The following is a 12,067-nucleotide window of genomic DNA, read 5'->3' on the forward strand; positions in this document are numbered from 1 at the left end:
CTCTGAGGGAGGTGATCAGCGCCGCTCGCTCGCTGTGTCGGCGCTCGCAAGCCGCTTCACGCGCGGCGACAGCACGGACATTTGCGCGGGCGAGGCGGGCATGCCGGCGACGATCATCGCGGGCGCGGCCGACTGCTCCTCGACGCCGGCGCCGCCGAGCACCTGCACTTGCGTCGCCGAGATCGGAAACGACGTCACTTCGTAAGAGGGAAGCTCGTTGGCGAATGCGCCGGACGAGTTGGCAATCATCGTGCCGAAAACGGCAATCATCGAAAGAACGCGCATTGGAAAATCTCCGTGAAAAATGGCAATCGGAGGTTTTGTCGCGGTAATGCGGCAGCAGGTTCGCTTGTGTGCGAACATTCGATCGCGGTCGCCGGATATATTTGATTGCGTGATGTCGCAGCGACGAAGCGCGAAAGAAGTTTTCCGCGCCAATGTTTCCGCACGGTTTCGCGGGAGTCGTCGCGCGGCGATACGCCGGTCGCGCCCTACGCGCCGAAACGGGACTCTCGCACCACTGCATCCGCGCGGCGCCGCACGTCCGGATTGAGCGCAAGCCCGAGGCCGGGCGCACGCGGCGCAGACACGATGCCGTTGTTCACGGTCGGAAGGGCGGTGACGAGATCGCGATACCAGGTCGAGAGCGTCGCGCGCACGACCTCCTGGAAGATCGCGGTCGGCGCATGCAGCGCCAGGTGCAGCCCTGCCATCAGCGCGACCGGGCCGGTGCAATCGTGCGGCGCGAGCGGCTTGTTGTAGGCTTCGGCGAGGGCGGCGATCTTGCGCGCCTCGCTCAATCCGCCACACCAGGCAATGTCGAGCATCACCACGTCGATGGCGTCGGCCGCGAGCAGATTGCGGAAGCTCGCCGCGCCCGCCAGCGTCTCGCTGCCGCAGATCGGCGTTTTCACGCGCCGCCTGAGGTCGGCAAGGCCCTGCACATCGTCCATCTTGCCGAGCGGGTCCTCGACCCAGAACACGCCGTAATCTTCGAGCGCGCGGCAGATGCGTTCGGCAGTCTGCGTCCCCCACAGGCTGTGCAGCTCGCACATGATCTCGATGCGCTCGCCAACGGCGGCGCGGATCTTCCGGAACGGTTCGAGACCGGTCTTGAGGTCAATCAGCGAAATCGAATGGCCGCCATTGGCGGCAAAGGGGTCGAATGGCCAGATCTTCATGGCGCCATAGCCCTCGCTCAAAAGGCTTTCGGCGAGCGCGCCGGCGTCGCGCATGAACGCGATCTGATCGTCATAGGGGCCGAGCGCGGCATCGTCCGCGCCGATCTCGCGACGCCTGGCGCTCTTGGTGTTGTAGGCGTAACCGGCGCAGGTGTTGTAGGCGCGGATTTCGAGCCGGCTCGCGCCGCCGAGCGCTTCGTGCACGGGAATGCCGTGACGCTGGCCCTTGATGTCCCACAGCGCGATGTCGATGGCGCTGGCGGCGCGCACCTCGGCGCTGACGCTGTGGAAGCCGAGATAGGGCGTCAGCAACTGGCGCGAAACGGCTTCGATGCGCCGGGAATCCTGGCCGAGCACCAGTGGCGCTGCGAGCTCATGCACGGCAGCCTCAACGGCCTGTGCGCCGCGAAAGCTCTCGCCGAGGCCGGTGAGCCCTTCATCCGTTTCGATCTCGACCCAGATCAGGTTGGGCCGTTCCTCGATGCGGATGGTGCGCAAGGTCGTGATGCGGGACATTGAGACGTCCTCTTGATTTTCCGTCAGTGTCTACGCGCGGCGCTCAGGTCACCGGCGCCGGATTGAACAGCGTGAGATCGTTGTGGATGCCCCAGCGATCCGACCAGGGTTGCGTGCGGCCGCTGGCGACGTCGAGGATCAGGCGGAACAGGTCCCAGCCGGTCTCCTCGATGGTCTTCTCGCCGGTCGCGATGCCTCCCGCATCGAAATCGATCAGGTCCTTCCAGCGTCGCGCGAGCTCGCTGCGGGTCGCGACCTTGATCACGGGCGCGGCGGCGAGGCCATAGGGCGTGCCGCGGCCGGTGGTGAAAACCTGCAGCGTCATGCCGGAGGCGAGCTGGAGCGTTCCGCAGATGAAGTCGGACGCAGGCGTTGCCGCGAACAGCAGGCCCTTCTGCGTCGCCTTCTCGCCGGGCGAGAGGACGCCGGTGATCGCGGACGAGCCGGACTTGACGATCGAGCCGAGCGACTTCTCGACGATATTCGCCAGGCCGCCCTTCTTGTTGCCCGGCGTGGTATTGGCGCTGCGGTCGGCGCCGCCGCGGGCGAGATAGGAATCGTACCAGGCCATCTCGCGCACCAGCGCGCGGCCGACGTCCTCGTTGATGGCGCGTCGCGTGAGCAGCTGGATCGCGTCGCGCACTTCGGTGACTTCCGAGAACATCACAGTGGCGCCGGCGCGCACCAGCAGGTCCGCGGCGAAGCCGACGGCGGGATTCGCAGTAACGCCGGAGAAGGCGTCGCTGCCGCCGCATTGCAGGCCGATGACGAGATCGGCGGCCGGGCAGGTCTCACGGGTGCGCTTGTTGAGGATCTTCAGGCGGGCTTCGGCCTGGGTCATGATCGCGTCGACGATGGCGCCGAAACCGTCGAAGGCTTCGTCCTGCATGCGCACGATGGCATTGCTGACGCCTTCCGGCACCAGCCGCTCGGGCGCGAGCTTCTCGCAGCCGAGGCTGATGACCAGGATCTCGCCGCCGAAATTCGGGTTCTGCGCGATATTCTGCAGCGTGCGGATCGGAATCACGGCGTCGGGCGCGTTGATGGCGACGCCACAGCCATAGGCGTGCGTCAGCGGGACGACGTCGTCGACGTTCGGGTATTTCGGCAGCAACTCGGCGCGGATGCGCTTCACCGCATATTCCATCGTGCCCTTGACGCATTGCACGGATGAGGAGATGCCGAGGATGTTCTTGGTGGCGACCGAGCCGTCGGAATTGCGAAAACCTTCGAAGGTAAAACCTTCGAGCGGCGGCAGCGGCGCGGGTACGGCGGTGGAGATCTCGAGCTTGTCGAGGGCAGGGGCCTCCGGCATGCGGATGCGCGCTTCGTCCACCCATTCGCCGGCCAGGATCGGCGCGAGCGCATGGCCGATCACCTCGCCGTAGCGAATGATCGGGGCGTCCTGCGGGATGTCGACGAGCGCCGTCTTATGGCCTTGCGGCACGAAGGCGCGCAGCGTCAGCCCGCAGGCAAAGCGGGAGCCGGCGGGAAGCCCGAAATCATTGACAACGATCGCGACGTTGTCGCGGTCGTTGAGCTTGATGTAACGGGGCTGTTCTTTCGCTGCGACGTCCTGGTCCATCTGCTTTGCCTCAGAAGCTGAAGTCGTAGGGTGGGCAAAGGCGCAACGCGCCGTGCCCACCATGCTTCACACCGAACACAAGCGGTGGGCACGCTTCGCTTTGCCCACCCTACGATACTCCCCCGTGGTTAGCCGGGATAGGTATAGGCGGTCTTCACCGTCGTGTAGAACTCGCGGGCATAGGAGCCCTGCTCGCGGGCGCCGTAGCTCGAACCCTTCCGGCCGCCGAACGGCACGTGATAGTCGACGCCGGCGGTCGGCAGATTGACCATCACCATGCCGGACTCGCTGTTGCGCTTGTAATGCGAGGCGTATTTCAGGCTCGTGGTGCAGATGCCGGAAGCCAGGCCAAACTCGGTGTCGTTCGAGATCGCCAGCGCCTCCTCGTAGTTCTTGGCACGAATGACGGTCGCCACCGGCCCGAAGATTTCTTCGCGCGCGATACGCATATTGTTGTTGGCTTCCGTGAACAGCGCGGGCTGCAGGTAGTAACCGGGCGTCTCGCGCTTGAGCAACTCGCCGCCCCAGGCGAGCTTGGCGCCCTCGTCCTGGCCGATCTTGATGTAGCGCAGGTCCTGGTCGAGCTGGCTCTGGTCGACCACGGGGCCGATATGCACGCCGGCCTTGAGCGCGTCGTCCACCGAGAGGCCTTTCAGGCGCTCGGCCATTGCCGCGACGAAGCGGTCATGGATGCCTTCGGTGACGATCAGGCGGGACGAGGCGGTGCAGCGCTGGCCGGTGGAGAAATAGGCGCCGTTGACGGCGACTTCGACCGCGGTCTTGAGGTCGGCGTCGTCGAGCACGACCAGCGGGTTCTTGCCGCCCATCTCGAGCTGGAACTTCTTCATCGGGTTCGACAGCACGCAGGCCTGCGCGATCTTGCGCCCCGTTTGCACCGAACCGGTGAAGGAGATCGCCGCGACATCCGGGTGCTCGAGCAGGGTCTGGCCGACCACCGAGCCGGAGCCGGTGACGAGGTTGAACACGCCGGCGGGAATGCCGGAACGGGTGATGATCTCGGACAGCGCATGGGCCGAGCCCGGCACCAGCTCAGCAGGCTTGAACACCACGGTGTTGCCGTAGCAGAGCGCCGGGGCGATCTTCCAGGCGGGGATCGCGATCGGGAAATTCCAGGGCGTGATCATGCCGATGATGCCGACCGGCTCGCGGGTGAGCTCGACGTCGAGGCCCGGACGCACCGAGGCGCCCTTCTCGCCGATCAGGCGCAGCGCTTCGCCGGCGAAGAACGCAAAAATCTGGCCGGCGCGGGCGACCTCGCCGATACCCTCAGGCAGCGTCTTGCCTTCCTCGCGCGCGAGCAGGCGGCCGAGCTCTTCCTTGCGGGCGATGATCTCGAGAGAGATCTTGTTCAGTGCGTCATAACGCACCTGCGGCGTCGACTGCGCCCAGGCGGGGAAAGCGGCCTTGGCGGCTGCGATGGCCTTCTCGGTCTGCGCCTTGTCGGCCTTGGCGTATTCGCCGACGACGTCGTTGGTGTTGGAGGGGTTGATGTTCCTGGTGACGCCGGAGCCGTCGACCCATTCGCCGCCGATGAAGTTCTTCAGGATCGCAGTCATGGTGTCCTCCTTATTTGAGAAGCATGATCCTTATCGGAAAACCCGTGTCCACTTTTCCGGGATCATGCCTGAATTCTTAACGCACGAGGCAGGGACGCTTGTCGTCGAAGGTCCAGCCGGGGATCAGGTCCTGCATGGCAATAGCGTCATCGCGGGCGCCGAGTCCATGCTGCTTGTAGAGGTCATGCGCGGCGTCGATGGCGGCCCTGTCGATTTCGATACCCAGGCCCGGCCTATCAGGCACGGCGATCTTGCCGCCCTTGATCTGGAGCGGCTCTTTGGTCAGCGCCTGGCCGTCCTGCCAGATCCAGTGCGTGTCGATCGCGGTGACCTTGCCGGGGGCGGCGGCGCCGACATGGGTGAACATGGCGAGCGAGATGTCGAAATGGTTATTGGAGTGCGAACCCCAGGTCAGGCCGTTGTCGCGGCAGGTCTGGGCCACGCGCACCGAGCCTTGCATGGTCCAGAAATGGGGATCCGCCAGCGGAATGTCCACCGCGCCGAGGCGCAATGCATGGGACAACTGCCGCCAATCGGTCGCAATCATGTTGGTCGCGGTCGGCAGGCCCGTTGCACGGCGGAACTCGGCCATGATCTCACGGCCGGAGAAGCCGCCTTCGGCGCCGCAGGGGTCCTCGGCATAGGCGAGGATGCCGTGCATGTCCTTGCAGAGGCTGACAGCCTCGTCGAGCGACCATGCGCCGTTCGGATCCAGGGTCACGCGCGCGTCCGGAAAGCGCTTGGCGATCGCGGTGACGGCCTCGATCTCCTGCTCGCCGCGCAGCACGCCGCCCTTGAGCTTGAAATCGGCGAAGCCGTAATGGTCGTGGGTGGCTTCCGCGAGCCGCACCACGGTCTCCGGCGTCATCGCTTCCTGATGGCGGAGGTTGAACCATTCGGGCTTGCCGGTCTCGCCGCTGACGTAGTCGAGCTTGCTTTTGCGCCGGTCGCCGACGAAGAAGAGATAGCCGAGGGTCTCGACGCTGTTGCGCTGCTGGCCTTCGCCGAGCAGGGCTGCGACGGGCAGGTTGAGATGCTGACCGAGCAGATCGAGCAGCGCCGACTCCACGGCCGTGACGGCGTGGATCATGACGCGGAGATCAAAGGTCTGCTTGCCGCGGCCGCCGGCATCGCGATCCGCGAAGGCGGTCCTGATATCGGCGAGGATGTTGTTCATCGCGCCGACGGTCTTGCCGATCACGAGATCGCGGGCGTCCTGCAGCGTCTGCCAGATCTTCTGCCCGCCCGGCACCTCGCCGACGCCGGTGTGACCGGCATTGTCGGTGAGGATGACGATGTTGCGGGTGAAGAACGGCGCATGCGCGCCGCTCAAATTGAGGAGCATGCTGTCACGGCCCGCGACCGGGATCACCTGCATCGCCGTGACGACCGGTGCACCGGCGATTTCAGTCTGGGCCATCGCACGCTTCTCCCTGTTGTCTCTGGTTATTCTGCCGCCTGTTGTGTCGAGGAGATGGCGGGCAGATTTTTCACCAGCGCGGCCACTTCCGCGATCTCCTGCTCGGTGAGGTCGGTGAGCGGCGGGCGGACCGGGCCGGAATCGCGGCCGATCACCTTCATGCCGGCCTTGATGATCGAGACGGCATAGCCCTTCTTGCGGTTGCGGATCGCGATCAGCGGCAGGATGAAGTCCTTCAGGCCGGCGTGGATCGTCGCGTGGTCGCGCTTGCGCACGGCGGCGTAGAAGTTGGTGGCGAATTCCGGAACGAAGTTGAACACGGCCGAGGAGTAGGTCGTCACGCCCATGTCGAGATAGGGCAGCGCGAAGGTCTCTGCCGTCGGCAGGCCGCCGATATAGGTCAGGCGGTCGCCGAGCTTGGTGTAGACGCGGGTCATCAGCTCGATGTCGCCGATGCCGTCCTTGTAGCCGACGAGGTTCGGGCAGCGCTCGGCGAGGCGGGCGAGCGTATCGGGCTGGAGGATGGCGTTGTCGCGGTTGTAGACGATGACGCCGATCTTCACGGAGGCGCAGACCGCTTCCACGTGGGCGGCAAGGCCGTCCTGCTCGGCATGGGTGAGATAGGGCGGCAGCAGCAGCAAGCCGTCGGCGCCGGCCTTCTCCGCGCCGATCGCGATCTCGCGCGCGGTGGCGGTGCCGTAGCCGGTGCCGGCGAGCACGGGCACCCGGCCCTTGGTCTCGTCCACGGCGATCTTGACGACCTGCGGAACCTCGGCCGCCGTCAGCGAGAAGAACTCGCCGGTGCCGCCGGCGGCGAACAGGCCCGCGACGTCATAGCCGCACAGCCAGTCCATGTTGGCGCGGTAGGTCGTCTCGTCGAAGGAGTAGTCCGCCTTGAACGGCGTGACGGGGAAGGACAGGAGGCCGGATCCGATCTTCTGGGCCATTTCCTGCGGGGTCATCTTGCTCATGGGCGCTGCTCCCTTGTCTTGTGTTGTGGAGGACGCAAGCCTGCGCGTCCATGCGCCGTGGTTTAGGAGACCGTTCGATGCGCGTCCAAGCCAAAGCCTATATCGACCAATGCGAAATCAGCATCAATCTTCCATCACCTCGGCCGAGGACAATTCGCTGGCGATTTTGACGAGCGCCGAGAGCAGCGGATTCTCGTCGTCGCGTCGCCAGACCATGAACAACTCGACCGGGACGCGCGTGCGCAGCTTCAGCGGCCGCAGGCGGACGTCCGCGATCTTCAGGCTCGCCGCCGCCGCCGGCACGATGGCGAGGCCGAGGCCGGCGCGCACCATGGCGAGGATCGAGTGGATCTGGCTCAGGTGCTGGACATAGCGCGGCAGGATGTCGGCGCGGGTGAACAGCGCCACCAGCACGTCGTGAAAGTAGCGGCTCTCATAGGGCGAATACATCACGAAGGGCTGGTTGTCGAAATCCTTGATCGTGATGCTCTCGGCATTCGCCAGCGGATGCTTTTTCGGGATCGCGGCGAGCAGGGGCTCGGCGACGACGCGGCGGCTGGCGATTTCGGGGCGCGCGATCGGGGGCCTGAGCAGGCCGGCATCGATCTGGCCCGAGGTCAGCGCCTCGAACTGGTCGCCCGACACCATCTCCTTCAGCGAGAAATCCACCTCGGGCAGCTTGGCGCGGCAGGCGGCGACGAGTTCGGGGAGGAAGCCGTAGGCGGCCGCCGCGGTGAAGCCGATCTTCAGCGAGCCGGACTTGCCGAGCGCGATACGGCGGGCGACCTGCGAGGCGCTTTCCGCAAGCTTCAGGATGCGCCGCGCTTCCGGCAGGAAGCTGCGCCCGGCAGGCGTCAGGCGCACCGAGCGGCTGGTACGCTCCAGCAGCGGCGCATCGATGATGTGCTCGAGCACCTGGATCTGCCGGGACAGCGGCGGCTGGGTCATGTTCAGCCGTGCGGCGGCGCGGCCGAAATGCAATTCCTCCGCTACCGTGACGAAACAGCGGAGCTGGTTGAGGTCGAACATCGATACATGCCTTAGATGGATAAGGCGTTTCCCCGGCGCTTCTAGCATCGATTACTCCCAAAACAAAGACGGCGGCTGTGAAGCCGCCGTTAAGTTGCCTGGTCAAGCTCCCATGGGAGCCCTCAGGAGGAACGTTTGAGCACCACGCGCTCGATCTTGCCCACGACCACGAGATAGGCGAATGCGGCCACCAGCGCATTGGCGCCGACGAATATCAGCGCGCCGTTGAACGAGCCGGTCGCGGCCAGGATGTAGCCGATCACGATCGGAGTGCTGATCGAGGAGAGATTGCCGAAGGTGTTGAACAGGCCGCCCGAGACGCCGCCGGCTTCCTTCGGCGAGGTGTCGGAGACGACAGCCCAGCCGAGCGCGCCGATGCCCTTGCCGAAGAAGGCGAGCGCCATGAAGCCGACCACCAGCGCCTGGCCGTCGACATAGTTGCAGGCGATGATCGACATCGACAGCAGCATGCCGCCGACGATCGGAATCTTGCGCGCCATGGTCAACGAGCCCGTCCTGCGCAGGATCGCATCGGAGATGACACCGCCGAGCACGCCGCCGATGAAGCCGCACAGCGCCGGCAGCGTCGCGACGAAGCCGGCCTGCAGGATCGACAGGCCGCGCTCCTTGACGAGGTAGACCGGGAACCAGGTCAGGAAGAAATAGGTCAGCGTGTTGATGCAGTACTGGCCGAGATAGACGCCGAGCATCATGCGGTTGGAGAGCAGCTGGCGGATGTGGTCCCATCCCGGACCGGAGTCCGACGCACGCTCATGCTTCAGATCGTCCTTGGGCGCGTCGAGGTCGACCAGCGCACCACCTGCCTTGATGTAGTCGAACTCGGCCTCGTTGACGCCTGGGTGCTCTTTCGGCCCGTAGACGGTCTTTATCCAGATCAAGCCCATCACGACGCCGAGCGCGCCCATCACGAAGAACACGTAGCGCCAGCCGTAAGCATGCGCGATCCAGCCCATCAGCGGCGCGAAGATCACCGTCGCGAAATACTGTCCGGAATTGAAGAAGGCCGACGCAGTGCCGCGCTCGTTGCTCGGAAACCAGGCCGCGACGATGCGGGCATTGGCGGGGAACGAGGGCGCTTCGGCGATGCCGACCAGGAAGCGCAAGCCGAACAGCACGGTGATCGCGGTGCCGGCGCTGAAGAAGCCGACCCAGCCTTGCATCGTCGTGAACAGCGACCAGACGATGATGCTGAAGGCATAGACGAGGCGCGAGCCGTAGCGGTCGAGCAGCCAGCCGCCCGGCACCTGCGCGATCACATAGGACCATCCGAACGCGGAGAAGATGTAGCCCATTGCGACGGGATCGAGATGCAGTTCCTTGGAGAGCGCGGGGCCTGCGATCGACAGCGTGGCGCGGTCGGCATAATTGACGGTCGTGACCAGGAACAACATGGTCACGATGAACAGCCTGACGCGAGACCTCCTCACGTCCGCTGCGGACATCACTGCGCTCATTACGCGCCTCCTTAGAACTCGAAATGTTTCCTCACGACGACTCCTAGAGGTGCGCGCGGCAAAGTGTCCAAGCTCAAGGGGGTATCGATCGATGCCGTTTTTGGATTGATGGAACGGCAGGTGGGGGGGAACGATCGTGAGAGAGTGGTGAGGCGTGCGCCCAAACTCGTCATTACGAGCGCAGCGAAGCAATCCAGAATCGTTCCGCGGAGGGACTCTGGATTGCTTCGCTGCGCTCGCAATGACGGCGTGGAGAGAGCTCGCTCGTTCTTCTACTGCCGTGCGCTCGGCAACAACGGCGCGAGCAATCCTCGCGTCACGCCGGGCGGCACCGCATCGAGCCCAAGCACTGCGCTTGCGGCCGGCAGCGCCGCATCCGCCATCGCGGCGTGGCCTTCGGCGCTTGGATGCACGGCGCCGCCATAGACGGCGGAGAGCACGCCCCAGGTCGCGTCGTGGATGTCGGTCGGCTGGCTCGCGGCGGGCAAGCCTTGCGGATAGGTCATTGCAGCAAAATAGCTGTCATTGGCGTCGCGGATCCAGCGCGCGCGCGGCAAATAGGCGCGGAATTCGGAGGCGCCGCGGCCGCACAGCATCGGCTGGCTCGCCGCGCTCACGATATCAGGATTGAAGCTCTGGCCGTTCTCGGCAAAGCAGGTGCGGTCGAATTCGGGGTCGTTGCCCGAATGCGCGCAGAAGCCGTGATCGGCGAACGCCGCCTGATGCGAATCCACGAAGGTCATGCGGTCGGCCTCGGGATCGCGGCACAGCGCGCCCCGGGTGCAGGTGGCGAGGCCCTTGAGCGCCGGCAGGAATTCGGTGTCGACGAAGGTCGAGACGCGGGCGAGGCGCTGCGGATCGGCGTTGAAGGCAGGATGGATGTCGAAGCCGGCGCGGCCGCCGCGGCAGGGCACGCCGCCATCGGCGAGCGCCGGGTTGGCGTAGGAGACGTAGACCACGTGCGAAAGGTCCCCGCCGACCAGCGGCTTCAGTGCCTCGCGCAGCTTGACGAAATTCTGCGGCAGCTCGCGCGCCAGCGCATCGCGGGAATCGTCGACGCTCGCCATCACGCCGGAGCGGCGGAAGAGCGCGCGCTCGGTTGCGGTCTCGACGATGACGTCGGCGACGAGGCCGGAGAAATAAATGTCGTTGGCTCCGACCGAGAGCAGTACGAGGTCGAGCGTGCGCTCGGGCTGGCGCTTCCTGGCGGCGGTGAGCGCCTCGCGCAGCTCGGCGACTTGCGCGTTCACGCTGGTGTTGCAGACGCCGGTCTTGCCGGGCGGGCATTCGCGGGCGCGCTGCGAGCCGAGCAGCCCGTCGCTGATGCTGGCGCCGGTGCAGGCGAGCGGCAGAAAGGTCACCGCGACGTGGGTGTAGCGCACCGCGAGCGCCAGCGCGGTGCGGGCCTGGTAGCTGTAGAGCGATCGGTGGCAGGGCGAGTTGAACCAGAGCGCGCTGTAGCGCTGCCAGTTGGCGAGCGTATCCGGCGCTTCGCAGGCGCGGCCGCCCTTATATCCGGCGCGGCTCGGCCGATAGTACTGCGCGCCCGCGGTGCCGAGATAGGAGCGGAAGCAAAAACCTTCGTCCGACAGCGGCAGCGGCCGGTCCGGATTGCCTTCGCCCGAGGCGATGCTGTCTCCGAGGCCGGCGACGAAGATATCGCGAACCTGGATCTCGGTCTGGACGCGCTGGGTCGGATCGGAGCCGGAGGAGACGTCGACGGTCGTGACGGTCTGCTTGCCGTAGCGGACCCGCAGATTGACCGGCTCGGCGCAGTCGAAGGTGGATTGTTGCAGCCCGTCACCGTCGTCGAACGACCAGGCGCAGGTGGCGCCGACCGGCACTGCGCCGGCGAGGCGCACGGTGACGGGATGGTCAACGGGGGTGAGGTAGTTTTCCTTCGTGTTGTCGCGGGTGCAGGGCTGGTTGACCCGGCCCTGGAGGTCGATGCAGAGGCGGTTGACCATGTTGCGGGCCCAGCCGCGGCCCTCGCTTTGCAGCTCCAGCGATTGCTCGGCGGCGAGGATGCTGCGGTTACGCGCGTTCTCGACATGGAGCAGGAAGTCGCGCTCCTCACGGAACAGCCGGAAGCGGTTGCGCACCTCCCAACTGATCTGCATGGCGCCCGCGTCCTGCGCGGCCGCCCGCTCCAGCGGCAAGGCGGTGAGGAGCCCGGCGAGCAGCAGGGCGCCGGCGAGGAAACGGCGAAGGGATACAGGGATCATGGCCCGCGTCTTCAACGGCAAAGTTGAGGCGGAAATAAGAGAGGAACTGCTCTCCGCCGGCAACATTGGTCTGACGGTTTTGCCGGCC

The 12,067-nt window shown here is 65.7% G+C and carries 9 protein-coding genes; all 9 read right to left on the reverse strand.

The genetic code is table 11. The features are described from left to right. Window positions 1–15: 15 nt before the first annotated feature. Complete coding sequence (locus tag JQ591_RS34925; protein ID WP_211400493.1) at window positions 16–285, reverse strand: hypothetical protein; 270 nt, start codon at window positions 283–285, stop codon at window positions 16–18. 206 nt (window positions 286–491) lie between these two features. Next, entirely contained in the window at window positions 492–1,697 is a 1,206-nt protein-coding gene (locus JQ591_RS34930) for a mandelate racemase/muconate lactonizing enzyme family protein (RefSeq protein ID WP_211400494.1), read from the reverse strand. A 43-nt stretch (window positions 1,698–1,740) separates the two neighbouring features. Beyond that, a complete protein-coding gene (garD, locus tag JQ591_RS34935; RefSeq protein WP_211400495.1) occupies window positions 1,741–3,282 on the reverse strand; it encodes a galactarate dehydratase in 1,542 nt (513 codons plus the stop codon). Window positions 3,283–3,410: 128 nt separating this feature from the next. Next, window positions 3,411–4,859: an aldehyde dehydrogenase family protein gene (locus JQ591_RS34940; RefSeq protein WP_211400496.1), complete on the reverse strand. Its 1,449-nt coding sequence runs from the start codon at window positions 4,857–4,859 to the stop codon at window positions 3,411–3,413. 76 nt (window positions 4,860–4,935) lie between these two features. Beyond that, window positions 4,936–6,279, reverse strand: a complete 1,344-nt coding sequence (gene gudD / locus JQ591_RS34945; RefSeq protein WP_211400497.1) for a glucarate dehydratase — start codon at window positions 6,277–6,279, stop codon at window positions 4,936–4,938. A 26-nt stretch (window positions 6,280–6,305) separates the two neighbouring features. Beyond that, window positions 6,306–7,250: a 5-dehydro-4-deoxyglucarate dehydratase gene (gene kdgD / locus JQ591_RS34950; protein ID WP_211400498.1), complete on the reverse strand. Its 945-nt coding sequence runs from the start codon at window positions 7,248–7,250 to the stop codon at window positions 6,306–6,308. A gap of 123 nt (window positions 7,251–7,373) precedes the next feature. After that, window positions 7,374–8,279 (reverse strand): LysR substrate-binding domain-containing protein, encoded by a 906-nt coding sequence (locus tag JQ591_RS34955; protein ID WP_211400499.1) that lies wholly within the window; start codon window positions 8,277–8,279, stop codon window positions 7,374–7,376. A 122-nt stretch (window positions 8,280–8,401) separates the two neighbouring features. Beyond that, the gene (locus JQ591_RS34960) at window positions 8,402–9,754 is read right to left on the reverse strand and encodes an MFS transporter (RefSeq protein ID WP_211400500.1); all 1,353 of its coding nucleotides are present in this window, start codon (window positions 9,752–9,754) and stop codon (window positions 8,402–8,404) included. Window positions 9,755–10,026: 272 nt separating this feature from the next. After that, window positions 10,027–11,979 (reverse strand): hypothetical protein, encoded by a 1,953-nt coding sequence (locus tag JQ591_RS34965; protein WP_211400501.1) that lies wholly within the window; start codon window positions 11,977–11,979, stop codon window positions 10,027–10,029. Window positions 11,980–12,067: the final 88 nt, after the last annotated feature.

It is taken from the genome of Bradyrhizobium canariense (assembly GCF_018130465.1).
In the GTDB taxonomy this organism is placed as follows: domain Bacteria; phylum Pseudomonadota; class Alphaproteobacteria; order Rhizobiales; family Xanthobacteraceae; genus Bradyrhizobium; species Bradyrhizobium canariense_C.

Bases quoted from the DNA above. Each gene is read 5' to 3' on its own strand.
- JQ591_RS34955 (WP_211400499.1), bottom strand. From the start codon at position 8,279: ATGTTCGACCTCAACCAGCTCCGCTGTTTCGTCACGGTAGCGGAGGAA.
- JQ591_RS34960 (WP_211400500.1), bottom strand. From the start codon at position 9,754: ATGAGCGCAGTGATGTCCGCAGCGGACGTGAGGAGGTCTCGCGTCAGG.
- JQ591_RS34930 (WP_211400494.1), bottom strand. From the start codon at position 1,697: ATGTCCCGCATCACGACCTTGCGCACCATCCGCATCGAGGAACGGCCC.
- gudD (WP_211400497.1), bottom strand. From the start codon at position 6,279: ATGGCCCAGACTGAAATCGCCGGTGCACCGGTCGTCACGGCGATGCAG.
- JQ591_RS34925 (WP_211400493.1), bottom strand. From the start codon at position 285: ATGCGCGTTCTTTCGATGATTGCCGTTTTCGGCACGATGATTGCCAAC.
- JQ591_RS34940 (WP_211400496.1), bottom strand. From the start codon at position 4,859: ATGACTGCGATCCTGAAGAACTTCATCGGCGGCGAATGGGTCGACGGC.
- kdgD (WP_211400498.1), bottom strand. From the start codon at position 7,250: ATGAGCAAGATGACCCCGCAGGAAATGGCCCAGAAGATCGGATCCGGC.
- garD (WP_211400495.1), bottom strand. From the start codon at position 3,282: ATGGACCAGGACGTCGCAGCGAAAGAACAGCCCCGTTACATCAAGCTC.
- JQ591_RS34965 (WP_211400501.1), bottom strand. From the start codon at position 11,979: ATGATCCCTGTATCCCTTCGCCGTTTCCTCGCCGGCGCCCTGCTGCTC.